Origin of the sequence: Bacillus sp. CH30_1T (genome assembly GCF_008364765.1) — a bacterium.
In the GTDB taxonomy this organism is placed as follows: domain Bacteria; phylum Bacillota; class Bacilli; order Bacillales; family Bacillaceae_B; genus Rossellomorea.
The window spans coordinates 60,814-75,832 of sequence record NZ_VTUY01000015.1 but is presented as its reverse complement, the minus strand read 5'-3'; the positions used below and the strand labels follow the sequence as shown (position 1 = coordinate 75,832).

At 40.6% G+C, this 15,019-nt stretch carries 17 protein-coding genes, 11 tRNA genes and 1 rRNA gene; 2 read left to right on the top strand and 27 right to left on the bottom strand.

All coding sequences use genetic code 11. The features are described from left to right. The 13 genes from F0342_RS22285 to F0342_RS22225 form a co-directional block, all read right to left on the bottom strand. Positions 1-198 (bottom strand): 16S ribosomal RNA (locus tag F0342_RS22285); the annotation flags it as partial. 95 nt (positions 199-293) lie between these two features. Then, a tRNA-Gly gene (locus tag F0342_RS22280) sits at positions 294-367 on the bottom strand. 14 nt (positions 368-381) lie between these two features. Continuing rightward, a tRNA-Pro gene (locus F0342_RS22275) sits at positions 382-458 on the bottom strand. 55 nt (positions 459-513) lie between these two features. Next, positions 514-590: transfer RNA gene (locus F0342_RS22270), tRNA-Arg, on the bottom strand. Positions 591-608: 18 nt separating this feature from the next. Next, positions 609-694, bottom strand: a tRNA-Leu gene (locus F0342_RS22265). A 73-nt stretch (positions 695-767) separates the two neighbouring features. After that, positions 768-849 (bottom strand) — tRNA-Leu (locus F0342_RS22260). A 29-nt stretch (positions 850-878) separates the two neighbouring features. After that, positions 879-954: transfer RNA gene (locus tag F0342_RS22255), tRNA-Lys, on the bottom strand. 5 nt (positions 955-959) lie between these two features. Next, positions 960-1,034, bottom strand: a tRNA-Gln gene (locus F0342_RS22250). Between the two features lie 81 nt (positions 1,035-1,115). Continuing rightward, positions 1,116-1,192 (bottom strand) — tRNA-Asp (locus tag F0342_RS22245). 131 nt (positions 1,193-1,323) lie between these two features. Continuing rightward, positions 1,324-1,395, bottom strand: a tRNA-Glu gene (locus F0342_RS22240). A gap of 14 nt (positions 1,396-1,409) precedes the next feature. Then, positions 1,410-1,500 (bottom strand) — tRNA-Ser (locus tag F0342_RS22235). Positions 1,501-1,507: 7 nt separating this feature from the next. Continuing rightward, positions 1,508-1,582, bottom strand: a tRNA-Asn gene (locus F0342_RS22230). Positions 1,583-1,710: 128 nt separating this feature from the next. Then, on the bottom strand, positions 1,711-2,187 hold the full coding sequence (locus tag F0342_RS22225; RefSeq protein ID WP_149157993.1) for a SprT family protein: 477 nt from the start codon (positions 2,185-2,187) through the stop codon (positions 1,711-1,713). Between the two features lie 149 nt (positions 2,188-2,336). On the opposite strand from F0342_RS22225, the gene cmpA reads away from it, so the two are divergent. Then, positions 2,337-2,450: a cortex morphogenetic protein CmpA gene (gene cmpA / locus F0342_RS22220; protein ID WP_113970254.1), complete on the top strand. Its 114-nt coding sequence runs from the start codon at positions 2,337-2,339 to the stop codon at positions 2,448-2,450. A gap of 88 nt (positions 2,451-2,538) precedes the next feature. On the opposite strand, the gene F0342_RS22215 is transcribed toward cmpA, so the two are convergent. From F0342_RS22215 to acpS, 14 genes are all read right to left on the bottom strand, one after another. After that, positions 2,539-4,707 carry a Tex family protein gene (locus tag F0342_RS22215; RefSeq protein WP_262481854.1) on the bottom strand — a complete coding sequence of 723 codons (2,169 nt, stop codon included), beginning with the start codon at positions 4,705-4,707 and terminating at the stop codon, positions 2,539-2,541. Positions 4,708-5,100: 393 nt separating this feature from the next. Next, a complete protein-coding gene (locus F0342_RS22210) occupies positions 5,101-5,697 on the bottom strand; it encodes a PP2C family serine/threonine-protein phosphatase (protein WP_149157991.1) in 597 nt (198 codons plus the stop codon). Beyond that, positions 5,697-6,494: an RNA polymerase sigma factor SigB gene (gene sigB / locus F0342_RS22205; protein ID WP_149157990.1), complete on the bottom strand. Its 798-nt coding sequence runs from the start codon at positions 6,492-6,494 to the stop codon at positions 5,697-5,699. Before sigB ends, F0342_RS22210 begins: the two co-directional genes overlap by 1 nt. Continuing rightward, positions 6,472-6,939 (bottom strand): anti-sigma B factor RsbW, encoded by a 468-nt coding sequence (rsbW, locus tag F0342_RS22200; protein WP_316252644.1) that lies wholly within the window; start codon positions 6,937-6,939, stop codon positions 6,472-6,474. The genes sigB and rsbW overlap by 23 nt, the downstream gene beginning before the upstream one ends. After that, the gene (locus F0342_RS22195) at positions 6,939-7,271 is read right to left on the bottom strand and encodes an anti-sigma factor antagonist (protein ID WP_148996541.1); all 333 of its coding nucleotides are present in this window, start codon (positions 7,269-7,271) and stop codon (positions 6,939-6,941) included. The genes rsbW and F0342_RS22195 overlap by 1 nt, the downstream gene beginning before the upstream one ends. Positions 7,272-7,348: 77 nt before the next feature. Then, a complete protein-coding gene (locus F0342_RS22190) occupies positions 7,349-8,359 on the bottom strand; it encodes a PP2C family protein-serine/threonine phosphatase (RefSeq protein ID WP_149157988.1) in 1,011 nt (336 codons plus the stop codon). A gap of 10 nt (positions 8,360-8,369) precedes the next feature. Next, a complete protein-coding gene (locus F0342_RS22185) occupies positions 8,370-8,771 on the bottom strand; it encodes an anti-sigma regulatory factor (RefSeq protein WP_149157987.1) in 402 nt (133 codons plus the stop codon). Between the two features lie 2 nt (positions 8,772-8,773). Beyond that, positions 8,774-9,130, bottom strand: coding sequence for an STAS domain-containing protein (locus F0342_RS22180; protein WP_044340427.1), 357 nt, complete (start codon positions 9,128-9,130; stop codon positions 8,774-8,776). Further along, positions 9,127-9,957 carry an RsbT co-antagonist protein RsbRA gene (locus F0342_RS22175; RefSeq protein WP_149157986.1) on the bottom strand — a complete coding sequence of 277 codons (831 nt, stop codon included), beginning with the start codon at positions 9,955-9,957 and terminating at the stop codon, positions 9,127-9,129. Before F0342_RS22175 ends, F0342_RS22180 begins: the two co-directional genes overlap by 4 nt. A 412-nt stretch (positions 9,958-10,369) precedes the next feature. Further along, positions 10,370-10,720 (bottom strand): type II toxin-antitoxin system endoribonuclease NdoA, encoded by a 351-nt coding sequence (gene ndoA / locus F0342_RS22170; RefSeq protein ID WP_034763063.1) that lies wholly within the window; start codon positions 10,718-10,720, stop codon positions 10,370-10,372. A 4-nt stretch (positions 10,721-10,724) separates the two neighbouring features. Further along, positions 10,725-11,006, bottom strand: coding sequence for a CopG family ribbon-helix-helix protein (locus F0342_RS22165; RefSeq protein WP_032085355.1), 282 nt, complete (start codon positions 11,004-11,006; stop codon positions 10,725-10,727). Positions 11,007-11,132: 126 nt separating this feature from the next. Further along, the gene (gene alr / locus F0342_RS22160; RefSeq protein ID WP_149157985.1) at positions 11,133-12,335 is read right to left on the bottom strand and encodes an alanine racemase; all 1,203 of its coding nucleotides are present in this window, start codon (positions 12,333-12,335) and stop codon (positions 11,133-11,135) included. A gap of 307 nt (positions 12,336-12,642) precedes the next feature. After that, positions 12,643-13,656, bottom strand: coding sequence for a LolA family protein (locus F0342_RS22155; RefSeq protein WP_149157984.1), 1,014 nt, complete (start codon positions 13,654-13,656; stop codon positions 12,643-12,645). Between the two features lie 225 nt (positions 13,657-13,881). Continuing rightward, positions 13,882-14,232: a holo-ACP synthase gene (acpS, locus tag F0342_RS22150; protein ID WP_149157983.1), complete on the bottom strand. Its 351-nt coding sequence runs from the start codon at positions 14,230-14,232 to the stop codon at positions 13,882-13,884. Positions 14,233-14,389: 157 nt separating this feature from the next. On the opposite strand from acpS, the gene F0342_RS22145 reads away from it, so the two are divergent. Then, a complete protein-coding gene (locus F0342_RS22145; RefSeq protein WP_149157982.1) occupies positions 14,390-14,974 on the top strand; it encodes a rhomboid family intramembrane serine protease in 585 nt (194 codons plus the stop codon). Positions 14,975-15,019: the final 45 nt, after the last annotated feature.

The following is a 15,019-nucleotide window of genomic DNA, read 5'->3' as shown; positions in this document are numbered from 1 at the left end:
CCTCATGCGAGGAAATGAGTTATCCGGTATTAGCCCCGGTTTCCCGGAGTTATCCCAGTCTTACAGGCAGGTTACCCACGTGTTACTCACCCGTCCGCCGCTGATTGATGGGAGCAAGCTCCCATCAATCCGCTCGACTTGCATGTATTAGGCACGCCGCCAGCGTTCGTCCTGAGCCAGGATCAAACTCTCCGATAAAAGTTTGAATAGCTCTTTAAAAATAAATCTAGAATTAACGTTGACGTATTGTCTTGTTTTGTTCAGTTTTCAAGGTTCAATAATAAGGTTTAAATTGGAGCGGGTGAAGGGAATCGAACCCTCATCATCAGCTTGGAAGGCTGAGGTTTTACCACTAAACTACACCCGCATATAATATTGTGATGGTCGGGAAGACAGGATTCGAACCTGCGACCCCTTGGTCCCAAACCAAGTGCTCTACCAAGCTGAGCTACTTCCCGCTAGAAAAGCATATGTATTACATTGAGTATGAAACACTCGCTTGTAGAAACAAGATGGCGCGCCCGAGAGGAGTCGAACCCCTAACCTTTTGATCCGTAGTCAAACGCTCTATCCAATTGAGCTACGGGCGCAATATGTTTTAAAATCTTTGGTGCGGCCGAGAGGACTTGAACCTCCACGGGGTCGCCCCCACTAGGCCCTCAACCTAGCGCGTCTGCCATTCCGCCACGACCGCGTTTCAAGCGACAAACAATATTATAACGAGGATAATCTGTTATGTCAATAACTTTTTAATAGTTATTTCAAAGTGCGGGTGAAGGGACTTGAACCCCCACGCCTTGCGGCGCCAGATCCTAAGTCTGGTGCGTCTGCCAATTCCGCCACACCCGCATAAATGATTTTGCTATTGCAAAAATCTTTGGTGAGCCATGAAGGACTCGAACCTTCGACCCTCTGATTAAAAGTCAGATGCTCTACCAACTGAGCTAATGGCTCTTAAATGGCTGGGCTAGCTGGATTCGAACCAACGCATGTCGCAGTCAAAGTGCGATGCCTTACCGCTTGGCTATAGCCCAATGTTCCGTCAAAAAGTGACGAGGTTTATATAATAACATGTCCAAAACATTAAAGTCAATAACTTTTTAAATGAAATAATCTGGCGGTCCGGACGGGACTCGAACCCGCGACCTCCTGCGTGACAGGCAGGCATTCTAACCAACTGAACTACCGGACCAAAGTTTTTTCGCGACAGCGAAAATAACTATCATTACCTTGACGATAGTCAAAATAACTTTCATTATTTGTGCTAGCAAAATAGGTTTCATTGCCTTGCGTAAGCAAAACAAGTTACAAATAATAAAAAAATGACCCATACGGGATTCGAACCCGTGTTACCGCCGTGAAAGGGCGGTGTCTTAACCGCTTGACCAATGGGCCATGTTTAAAAGTAATGGCGGAGAAGGAGGGATTTGAACCCTCGCGCCAGTTGCCCGACCTACACCCTTAGCAGGGGCGCCTCTTCAGCCACTTGAGTACTTCCCCATAAAAATGGCTCCGCAGGCAAGATTCGAACTTGCGACCGATCGGTTAACAGCCGATAGCTCTACCACTGAGCTACTGCGGAACGTAAAGAATTTTTCGCTTAACTCGTCTTATCGACTCTTTAGATTATAATGACTCATCTATTTATTGTCAACTACTTTCAAACACTTTTCATCAGAAATAGTTGATCATAATCAGAGGATTAACCACTCAGGAATTGTCTTCCTTCATAATAACTTCCTTCACTAATTTAAGCTTGCCTTTACAAAGTCCACATACGTATTTTCTTATATTGATCTTCCTTCTTCTTTTAAACTCCAACCCGCACTTCGAGCACACATAAATCAAATACCTTTTTCTATTATTCACACTCGTTAATATTGAACAATGTCTTGGACCCCCAACTTCATTTAGAAGTCTCTTAAAATCTTCATCTCCATGCTTATATCCTTTACCTTCAATATGCAAATGATAATGACACAACTCATGTTTAATGATTCCTATTAATTCATCCATACCATGCTCGTCAAAATATTTACGATTAATATCGATATTATGACTACCTAACATATACCTTCCCCCAGTGGTTCTTAGCCTTGGGTTGAAATATGCCTTATGAAGAAAAGGCTTATGAAAAGATTGAATAGAAATTTTTTCAACAAGAAATTGCAGCTCAGCGTCCGTCATATGGAATCCTTCTTTCTTAATTAGAACATGACAACCTATTATAGCATAAACTAGATATCACCCTTACTGTTTCAGCATGACATAATACTCCGAGGAATGTCATCACATGGATTCAGCTGGCACTTTCTTAGAGATAAGGAGGTTACCCCATGCCTAACTGGCTTGTGAATCAATTGAGGAGAGCCTATTTTGAGAAGGATCGATATCAAATCAAACTCCTTAATCAATGCTGGTATTTTTACCGTAAGAAGAACAGCTCTTAAGTATGGACATCTATCCTACCCCATCCTAAATGGCAAAAAGAGCTGACCTGAGATAGCATTCACTACCCTGCAGTCAGCTCTTACATGATTATTGAATCATCGTCAATGCGACTCTGCCTTTTTGAACATCCACGCTATCAACCCAAACGGTCACAACATCCCCAACAGACACCACATCTAATGGATGCTTAACGAAACCATTTTTCAGCTTTGAAATATGGACAAGTCCATCCTGTTTCACCCCTACATCAATAAACGCACCGAAATCCACTACATTTCTTACTGTCCCTTGCAACTCCATACCTTGTGTTAAATCTTCAAGTTTCAAGACATCCTTCTTAAGAAGAGGTTTAGGAAATTCATCCCGTGGATCACGCCCAGGTCTAATTAACGAATCTACAATATCTTTCAGAGTTAATCTCCCTATTTCCAACTCCTCAGAAACCTTTTCTAAATTCAATTGGTTCAAAGACTGTTTCAATTCTTCTGACCCGATGTCATTTACACTCAACCCAACCTTCACAAGAAGTTTCTTCACATCGTTATAATTGTCCGGATGAATAGATGTTCGATCGAGAATCTCTTTCCCATCCATTATTCTTAGGAAGCCAATACATTGTTCGTATGTTTTTGCGCCAAGTCTTGGAATTTTCTTTAATTGGGCCCTGGAAACAAATTTGCCCTCTTCCTCTCTCTTTTTCACAATATTAGTAGCCACTGTTTTTGATAGCCCCGCTACATATTGCAATAGTGATGAGGAGGCAGTATTCACATTTACACCCACTTGGTTTACAGCCGTTTCTACCACAAAGGTTAGTGATTCATTTAGCTTCTTTTGTGAAACATCATGCTGGTATTGCCCAACTCCAACAGATTTAGGATCGATTTTCACTAATTCAGCTAACGGATCCTGCAATCTTCTTGCGATGGAGACGGCACTTCTTTCTTCAACCTGGAGGTCCGGGAACTCTTCTCTCGCCACATCTGATGCTGAATATACACTTGCTCCAGCTTCGTTGACAATTAAATAGAAGATCGGTTGATCCATATCTTTTAACACATTCACAACAAATTGCTCTGTTTCCCTGGATGCCGTGCCATTTCCAATAGCGACAACCTCAATCGAATATTTTGTCATTATCGCTTTGATCGCATCTTCCGCCTTTGAGAGTTGAGATTGGGATGAATGTGGATAAATCACATTAATATCAAGAGTTTTACCTGTTTCATCAATGACTGCTAATTTGCAGCCTGTTCGGAAAGCAGGGTCGACACCCAAGACCATTTTTCCTTTCATCGGCGGCTGAAGCAATAACTTTCTCAAGTTTTCAGAGAATATATGAATGGCTTGATCCTCTGCTTTCTCTGTTAATTCATTACGAATTTCTCTTTCTACCGATGGTTGGATCAGTCTTTTATAGCTATCCTCCACTGCTTCTTTTACAAGAGGAACGGAAATGGAGTGAATATTTTTAATGACCTGTCTTTGTAAATAGTGCAGAATACCTTCTGAATCAGGCTGTATATTCACCTTTAATACATCTTCCTTTTCCCCTCGGTTCATTGCTAAAATCCGGTGAGGAACTACTTTGTGGATCGGTTCTTGATATGAGTAGTACATTTCGAAAATTTTTTTCTCGTCTTCCTCTTCCTTTTTCACCTTTGATTCAATTAACCCTTTTCGGAATGTATAACTTCTTATGTATTCTCGGTATGAAGCTTCATCGGAAATGTACTCTGCAATAATGTCTTTTGCTCCATTTAAAGCTTCATCGGTTGTCATTACTTCCTTATCTTCAGACACGTAGTGAGAAGCCTTTTCTGCAAGATCTCCTGATGCGGGGAAGCTTAGAATCCATTCTGCCAGGGGTTCCAGTCCTTTTTCTTTCGCTACGGTCGCTTTTGTTCTTCGTTTTTGCTTATATGGTCGGTACAAATCTTCTACCGTTTGCAGCTTATCCGCCTTTTTAATGGCCTGGGTTAACTCTTCAGTCAGCTTCCCTTGTTCTTCGATTAATCGAATAACTTCTTCTTTTCTCTGCTCTAAATTTTGCAAGTAATTCCATTTATCCATAATATTACGGATCTGAACTTCGTCTAGTGCTCCAGTCTGTTCTTTCCGATAACGCGCGATGAAAGGAACTGTATTTCCTTCCTCCAGTAGTGAGATGACGTTTTTCACATTTTTTATTGATAGGTTCAATTCTTTGGATACTTTGTTAAGTAATGGTTCTTGATTTGTTAATGTTGCTGCCAATTGTATTACCTCCATTGATAGGATTCTTGTTTATTTTACCATAACTGTCTTTGAGGATTGAAAAGTTGGCTTAACTTAAAGGAAGCATATATCTGTTGTATTGAAACGAAAGCTTTGCCACAGCAATTCTCACTGTGAACGTTCCTTTCCGCTCCATGCACTTCCTTTCCGCGGGTGAGGAAGTCGATCCTCCTCGGGCTTGGTTAAGTGCCTTCCGCTACAATCCACTCTTCGCCTACTACATCACCATAAATATCCACACTAATTTCAAAGAAGAAAATTTACATTATTACGATTTTCAAAAATCGTTATTAGTTATACACATGATTTACAGAATTAGTTATAATCCAACTGTTTTTGTAAAAGAGCCAAAAAAAACTTACCCTAAGACTGTTAGAGTAAGTTTCCAATAATATATGTTGTATCATCTGATGTACCGTCGACTAGAGATTGAATATCACCTAAAGCGCCATGAAGCGTTGGATACCTTTGAAGGATATTCTTTACTCCAGATATACTCAGTCCATCTGAGTGAATAAGGAATCTTGAGTTGGAATCGTAATGAAAACGTTGTGTCTTATATGTTTGCGGCCTTCCGGATAAATACCCGGTAACCGGTAATGGATAAGTCATCTTTCCTTCAGGTGCATACATATAAAAACGTATATTTCCTACACAGCTATACACAAACTCTTTGGAATGGTAATACGCTTTAATGATCGCTACTGCAGCGCCACGTTTTTTCTGAAGAGCTTCGTTACAAAGGCTCATGAGGGTTTCAACATCCTCGTGGTGATGCTCTTCAACTATATCGACGACAACATGAGACGATTCATAAGCAAACTTACCGCTACCTAAACCATCGGCCAAAACACAGATAAAGTAATCGCTTGTAGAGGTATAGAAATAACTGTCCCCACAATAAGGATTTCCGTTTTTCGATACTTGCCCTGCATAAAGCTCTATTTCATTTTGTTGAAGATAAGCCATTAATAATGACTCTCCGAATCGTGCATCTCTTCCTGAATGGCTTCCCTAAGCTTTTTAATCGCTCTTCTTTGTAAACGCGAAACATGCATTTGGGAAATACCGAGCTTCTCGCCAGCTTCCTTTTGGCTTAAATTTTCTAAATAGGTGTGTTGTATAATAGCCTTTTCTCTGTCGGAAAGAACATGAAGCACTTTCTCAAGAACGAGTCGCTGATTGACTTTTTCATAGCCCTCATCCTGATCTCCCACAATATCCAATATTGTAACTGTGCTTCCCTCTGAATCCGCTTCAATCGAGTGATCCACCGATAACGCTTGATAACTTCTACCCATTTCCATTGCTTCCAGAACTTCCTCTTCACTAACTTCCAGATATTCAGCAATTTCTTGGACTTGAGGAGAACGTTCTAATCTGTTTGTTAACTCTTCAACCGTAGATTTTATTTTCGGACCAAGCTCTTTTATTCTTCGTGGAACATGTACGCTCCACGTTTTATCTCGCAGGAACCTTTTTATCTCTCCAATGATTGTCGGAATCGCAAAGGCCTCGAATGATCTACCAAAAGATTCATCGTACCTTCTGATTGCACCAAGCAATCCAATCATCCCTACTTGGATAATGTCTTCATGGAAAGATCTTCCCTTTGAATATTTTCTCGCAATGGACTCAACAAGATTTTGGTAATGTAGGATCAATTGACTTTGTGCATCGTCATCTTGTCTTTCCTGATAGTCTTTGATCCATTGTAGTACTTTTTCTTTTTGGGCCTGCTGGTTAGGTTGAGATAGTTTTTTCATCCTTCTCCACCTGCTCCCCTGATAGGAATTTAGTCATAAAGACTGTCACTCCCTCCTTGTGATGCACTTTTACATCATCCATCAAGCTCTCAATAAGGTAAAGGCCTAACCCACCTTCTCTTAAGAACTCCACTGAATGATCGGCATGATAAGGACCAACAGCACTGCGAATTTCTTTGAAATCAAAACTTTCACCGTGATCCGCTACCATAACCTCAAGACGATCCTCATATAACGCGAATCCAACAACCACTTCTCCATCGTTGTCTTTATACGCATGCTGAACCGCATTTGTGATAGCTTCACTAGTTGCAATCTTCAAGTCCTCAATTGCATCGTAGTCAAATCCCATACGACTTGCAATTCCTGAAAGCGTCAAACGAATGACCCCGACATATTCCGGCTTTGCGGGGATCTTCATCTCGATGTAATCAAAAGCTTTCATCATTCCACGCCACCTTCTACCTTGGAATTAATATTCATAATATCCCCTAAACCTGTAATATCAAACAGTCTCTGCAGACGATCGGATAAACCGATTAGATATAATTGCCCACCTCGAGCTTTAACCGTTTTGAAAAGACCAACAAATACACCTAATCCAGTACTATCCATATACGATACGTCTGAAAGATCCACCGTTATATCTTTATTATCAGCTTCAGCAGAGGGTTGAAGCGTTTCTTTAAGCTTCGGAGCTGTATATGCATCGATTTCACCGGCTACTTTAACGAGTAGCTCGTTCTCTTTTTCTTTCATATCTATTGATAAGTTCATAAAAAGACCACCTTTTTGGCAACATTTATAATAAGTCTCTATACATTTACCCTATAGATGACAAGAATAAACTTTATTTATGAATTTCTTTTTATGATGATTAGTGTGAAATCGTCTCTAAGCTCAAAGTGCTGCATCTTCTCGAGTTGTTTGTACACATGATTGACAATCTCTTGAGGAGGAAGGTGATTGTACTCGCTTATTAATTGCACCAAATCTTCCCTTTCAATGAAGCCCTCTTCTGAACGACACTCTGTTACTCCATCAGAGAGAAGGATGATCATGTCCCCTGTCTCAACCCGTCTTTCGTATTGACGGTACTTCGCCTTTTTATCTACACCTAATAGAAGACCTTTTGCATCAAGATCTTCAAATTCATTGGTTGAAGCTCTATAAAAAAAGCCAGGTTCATGCCCAGCTGATGAGTATGAAAATAGATGTTCCTCCGAATTGTATACACCGTAAAACATGGTTATGAACATACTTGCATCCACATTTTGTTCCACTACTCTGTTTAAGCTTTCCAAAACAGCATTAGGTTCATTCCGGTACTCAGGTAAACTATCCATCGCATACTTGATCATGGACATACAAAGAGCTGCAGGTATACCCTTACCTATTACATCAGCAATGGCAACACTGACGCTATCATTCTCATCCTGAACAAAGTGATAGTAATCTCCATTCATCTTTTTGGCAGGTACACTTACAGCTCCAATTTCCAAGCCTTCTACTGAAGGAATGACGGTCCCTAGCAGGGTTTGTTGCATATTGGATGCTACATCTATTTCGTTATTTAATTCTTGTTGTTTTGTACGTAGACTTTGATGCTCCCGATAAGCAAAACCGTAGCCTATCATGACTTCAAGTAAAATATCGAAAGAGTGCATTACTTGATGTGGTATATTGGGCTCCATTTCCAATATTACACTCTTATGGAGACTTATGATCTCCTCTGGTGAAACATGATGCTCAATTGATTTACGACTAAATTTCTGTCCTAAATAAAGAGCTTTTTCATCTTGTTCATTTAGGTAATGCTCAATAATTTCTCTATATTTAGAGTCCATTAAATCTCTGAAATTCATATAACTCCCCCTAGCGGAGCCACTTAGTCGCCCTAATGTCTGTTCCTTCACCTGGCACAGACTCAACGTTGAACTCGTCCATTAAACGCTTTACTCCAGGCAAACCTGCTCCTAATCCGCCTGATGTAGAATATCCATCTTCCATTACTTTTCTTATATCTGTAATTCCGGGTCCTTCATCCAATGCGATAATTCGCACACCCTTTTTCCCGGCATCGAATAATTTTTCAATGCAAATCTGACCATAGCCAGCATATAAATAGATGTTCCTTGCTAATTCGCTGATAGCCGTAGTGATACGAGCTTGGTCAACGGTACCGAATCCGAGCTCTTTCGCTACATTCCTCCCTAACTGGCGGGCAGCAACGATGTCCCATTCATTCGTGATCTTCACGCAGGATTGACTATCCATACCTAGTCCCCCAGTTCCAATTGTAATTTCTCCAGACCTTTTTCCAGATCCAGAGCGGTCAGAACGTCCTCTAACCTGATTCCAAGCTCAATCAACGTTATCGCTACAGCAGGCTGGATGCCGGTGATGACTACCTTCGCCCCCATTAACCTTGACATGTTAATGACATCCCCAAGCACCTTAGCAATGAATGAATCTATAAAATCAATGGAAGTTATGTCGATTACTACTCCTCTGGCACTCGTTTCATGGATCTTATGCAGAAGATCTTCTTGAAATTGAAGGGCTGTTTGATCATCAAGCTCCCACTGAATGGAAATCAGCAAACAATCATGCAGCTTTAAAATTGGTATTCTCACTCTAATCCCTCCGCCGAAACTATTTTTCGATTTGTCATTTCAAGAGCCTTTTCAATTCCTTTTCGTAACGTGCTATTTGTACTGAACTGATTTAAATCAATTCCTAAGTTTACAATCGTTTGCGCGATTTCAGGTCGGATCCCTACCAACATGCACTTCGCCCCTACTAATCGAACAGCTTCAGCTGCCTGGATGATATGATGAGCTACCATCGTATCGACTACAGGTACCCCGGTGATATCGATTAACACCACTTCCGCTCTATGCTTCACTACACCGTTTAATAGATTTTCCATAATTAATCGCGCTCGTTCTGTATCAATCGTTCCCACAAGCGGCATCACAGAAATTTTTTCAAAAACAGGTATCAGTGGTGCAGACAATTCCTGCAACGCTATTTTTTGAAGCGAAACGGTTCTTTCCCATGATTCTGTATAAGCACTGATTACTTTATTGTTCATCGGAGTTAACCATTTATCGAACTTCTCAACTTGTGCCGCATAGTTTTGGTCTGTAATAATACCTTCTTTCATCATACCTTCGTAAACCACTTTACCAAAAGTACTTAGAGCCGAAGTCACAAAAGTCAATGGCCATCCTAACCTGACAACCTTTTCGGCGAAATCTCCCAACCGGCTATTAAACTCGTTGGAATCCCTTAAGTTAGAAGCAATCATTTCTACAAACTCATGGCTTGTCTTAGTAAAAACTTGATCTGAAACAACTTGAAGAAACTTCTCATCCGCTTCGTTCCTCATTCGTTCCATCCAAATACTAGTGATATCTGGTTTATTATTCTGGATATAATCCGTGACTTCACTAAACATTTAGTTCTCTCCATTCTATCATATGTAATTTGCACTTCGTATTTATGCCGAATGATGTAACTTAATTTTAAAGTAGTTTACAACAGTGTACTAAAAAATGACGTAATTACTTTAATAGTAACAAATAAACAAAAAAAAGAAAAAAACTATGCCTTTTCGGGTATTTTTAGTTCCTGCTTTCCCATTATAAATTGTTTACGGTGTTTTGTCATAAAATTGACTATATTTCCATTATCCATATTCTTCTTTAGGGTTTAATTGGGACTAGACTTCCCTTCTAAAAATAAAAAATGACAAAACAAAAAGGCTTAATGATCAAACATATTGTTTATCAGCAAGCCTTCTGGTTTGAAGTTATATTGTTCCTATTGTATAACATGATAAAGTTATCAACACGATGAAAAGCTCATGGTTAGAATTGGATTAAACCCACGCTGATTTGCAGGGCGTCATCCACTTTTTCCATCATCTCATCATCCAAGTGCGTAATCTTATCGGTAAGACGTTGTTTATCAATCGTTCGAATCTGTTCAAGCAAGATAACGGAATCACGTTCAAAGCCATAACGTTTTGCATCAATTTCAACATGAGTAGGCAGTTTCGCTTTTTGAATTTGAGCGGTAATGGCAGCTACAATAATTGTGGGACTAAACCTGTTCCCTATATCATTTTGAATAACAAGTACCGGCCGAACTCCGCCTTGTTCTGATCCTACAACAGGAGAAAGGTCTGCAAAATATACGTCACCACGCTTTACAATCAAAGGATTAACCCCCGCTTACTAAGCGTTCGACTGTATGTTCTGCCTCATATTCTGCTTGAATCGCCTCTGAAGCAATTGCGAGATTAATCTTAGCCATTTCCATATAGCCGCGTCTCATAGATTCACGTAATTGTCTTTTCTTACGCTCTCTTAAATACATTTTGGTTGCACGATAAATAAACTCATTGCGATTCACATTTTCTTGATCTGCAAAGCCGTCTAATTCTGTAACGAGCTGTTGCGGTAGACGAATTAAGATTTCTGTTGTTGCGCTGGATTCAGACACAAACTACACCTCCACCAATCACTACATACCGTTTCTGTTCATTAACATATTTATCATACCATCAATTAAGGGGAATGAAAAGTTAATTTATCAATCTCTTCTATTATCCACCATATAAAATACTAATTATTCATCAAGTTGGCGGTTATTTTCCTGTTGGCTGTGAATACCTGTCGATAAGAGTTTATTCGATACTTCCGTCGTCTGCCCGTTTCGCATATAGATACGCGGCACTCTCGTGGAGATCGTACAAGGGATCTCATAGTTAATGGTATCAAGCTTATCAGCGATTTCATCCATTGTAATCGCATCTTCATCCTGTTTGCCTATTAACGTTACACGGGTACCTATATCAAGAAATCCAGGCAACCGAATCATACATTGATCCATACAGATCCTTCCAACAATTGGAACTCTTTTGCCGTTTACAATGACGTCCTGACCCTGTAATTTACGCAGCCACCCATCAGCGTATCCGATAGGAATGGTCCCAATCCATTCTGACTCACCCGTTTCATAAGTAGCCCCATAGCTCACTTTCTCTCCAGCTGAAAGTTCTTTTGTATGAATAAGTCTTGAATGAAGAGAAAACACTTCTTTTAAAGGAAAAGGCAGCTCGGGCTTCATCTCTTGAGATGGAGTCAGTCCGTACATGGCAATTCCCACCCGCACTGCGTTAAAGAGGGTGTTGGTTTTCCTTAATGTAGCGGCACTATTTGAAGAATGGATATACGCTGGTAATGACTCCAATTGATTTAGCATGTATTCAAATCGAGCTAACTGCCGGTCAAGATAGTCATCGTTCAACTCATCAGCCGTGGCAAAATGGGTAAAGATCCCTTCAAGCTTAAATTGGGAATGAGCTTGAACATACTTTTCGATACCCTTTAATTCCTCAGTGGAACGAACGCCTATCCGCCCCATCCCGGTATCACACTTGATATGAAGGTTTAATCGATCTCCTTCTGACAGCTGATTTTCGGCTTCCACAAGCCACTCTTGGTGAAATGTCGTTAACGAAATATCCAAATCGGCAGCAATCTTCACATCTTTCGGTCTCGTAGCTCCTAATACAAGAATAGGAGCGGTTACGCCTGCTCTTCTTAAGGAAATCGCTTCGTCTAAGAATGCAACAGCTAAGCCGTGGGCCCCGGCGGAAAGAGCCGTAAAAGCGGTTTGCACATCCCCATGCCCATAAGCATTCGCTTTCACAACCGCAAACACTTTCACATCTCCAGGAATATGGTCTCTAATATTCTTTACGTTTTCATATAAATGATCTAGGTTGATTTCTGCCCATGTATCACGAAAAAATTGCTGGGTTTCCACTCTGTTCACTTCCTCATATCTTTACACAAAACATTGTCATTCTATTCAAGAATACCATTGATTATTCATATTATCATTCATTGTGTCAAATGGATTTTTTAGAGAGGGGGCGGGAAGGTTGTTTTTAGGTAGTAAGTGGTGGACGGAGTGTTTTTGAGGACGCTCCAGGAAGACCTTTGGATTCAGAACGATATTGAATTTTTTTGCTTGCGTTGGGTAGATAATACCTTTATTCCTCTTCCAGCACCTCTCCCTCAGCACACCAAGAAAAGAGGCAAACCTGATAGGTCCGCCTCGTTCAGTTATTTTATTTAACCATTGAACCTTGTACGGATTGAGCTACCATCACCATCTCAGAAGGAGTCAGGTCATTGGAGGCAAGCATATAATCCACTCCGTTATTGGTCCATCTGATTGATTGCTCTGTCATGGCCGCTACTGTGAATCCAAGGTCCACTAATTCACCTTTAAGAGAAGTAGAAACCGTCATCGTTGGAACCACAGTTGTTTTTTCTTGTACGATTGTGAAGGACTTTTCACCATCATACGTTAAGATTACGCGTTTACCCGTATCGGTGGTGACTTCTTTTTCTTCAATTAATTCGGTACCGGTGATTTCTGACATTGGGTAAAGAACAGTGAATTCTGCGTCCTCTACATTTGCCGTAACCGGTACTTCCAGCTGGGCACCCGTCATGTTTTTCTTCATGTCGAAGTCTTTTTTATCAAATGCAGCTTTCATATCCATCTTGGAGAACTCTACTTTTACAAGTGGATTTTTATCTGAATCCAATACATTTACGGATGCCGGAGTCAGGTCTTTCTTGTTAAAGGCAATCTCTTGAGTCGGAAGCATCTGACTGTTTTGATAACGTGTCTTCGTGTTAAAGATATAGTGATCTTTTGTTTCTTTGAAAGTAGCCTCTTTATCCTCTAGCACATCTTGAACAAGCGATTCATACAAGTACGCCTGACTGCTATTTTCAGGCCAGTTGCTTTGGAATCGGAAGCTTTTGTTCAGTGCCGGCGTAAGGACGAATACTCCCTCATCATTACGTAAGATCATTTGACTCTGATCTTTCGCAGCGTTCTTTAATGCCACTCGATAATAATTAGGGTCATTATGCCACACTTCCACATCATAGGTTTGAGGCTCGTCGCCCACCTGCAGGGTCATTTTTGCATCTGCTTTGTACCCCTTCATATCCTCTACTTTAGCCTTAAGATCCTTGGTTACATCTTCTTTCGATTGCTCTCCACAAGCAGCCAGCATAAGCACCGCTAACATGGCCATCACTAGTATCACTAGCTTTTTCTTCATTTTTTCAACCCCTTTTGTCCCAGGATAAACGTAATTGAGAGAGGGGAAAGCCAGCCATCTAAGAATGGACGATTCTTATAGAATTCCCCGATCCTTAGTCCAATTGCAATTCGCCAAAGAACCGCGATTGTTAAACACCTGGCCTTGTCTCTCTTATTGCACTACTGAATATATGAGACAACCTGAAGGATTATGCTAGTGATGATGACAAGCTTCTAAATAATTTTACTTCTCGATGATCACCTGAGCAGCCGCAAATTCCCGGCTATGGGTGATGGATAGATGGGCCTTCTCCCCCTCCGGCTTTGAAAAATAAGGCTTTCCATTCGGGTCCTTACTGATTTCAATATCCTGAAAGGAGAGCGCTGTTCCGATGCCCGTTCCATTCGCCTTGGCAAAAGCTTCTTTGGCTGCAAATCGTCCTGCTGCGAACTCAACCTTGCGCTGCTCGTTTAATGTATAGAAAGCATCCTCCTCCTTAGCTGTTAAAATTCTCTTAACGAACTTCGGCTGTCGTTCAATCATCCTCTGAATGCGCCCTGTTTCAACGATGTCCAATCCTATTCCTTTTATCATATGCTATTCCCCTTCTACTCTTGTCCTATCATGCATATTTGTATAATGAACTACACTCGTTATTTTCGACGTTTTCTTATACTATAGTATTGACTGCGTTTTTTATAAATGAATAGTGATGATATAAAAAGAAACAACCTACTTAGGAGGATACAATATGTTTGTCCGGACTGAAAGTTTTTCACAATTTTTACGGTTCTATCCTATTATTTCCCTGATTGTATTCATTCATATCGCCTTATACCTTGTCAGTGCACTTCCTATTTTTCCACAACTGTGGGTGTACGAGCAGCTGGCCGGTGTGAATTTATTTATCAAAGAGGGAGAATGGTGGAGACTCGTCACCCCTATCTTTGTTCATTTGGGATTCGCTCATATGCTATTTAATTCGTTTTCCCTTGTCCTGTTTGGCCCACCCCTGGAAAAGCATCTGGGAAAAGCTAGGTTTATCTTTCTTTATTTAGCAAGCGGCGTGTTTGCCAATATCATTACTTATGTTATCAAGCCCCTTACGTATAGTCATGTGGGAGCATCGGGAGCGATTTTTGGTTTATTCGGCTTTTACATCGCTATGATTGTCTTAAAAAATCATTTCATCACGAGAGAAAGCCGGCAAATCATCATACCGATTGTCGTCATTGGTGTAGTCATGACCTTCATGCAATCAGGAATCAACATAAGCGCCCATATCTTCGGATTAATCGGCGGCTTTGTGATTGGGTGGATTTCAGGTAAAAAATAAGAATCAAAAGTGACCCGCTAACGAATCGCGGGTCACTTTTTATCG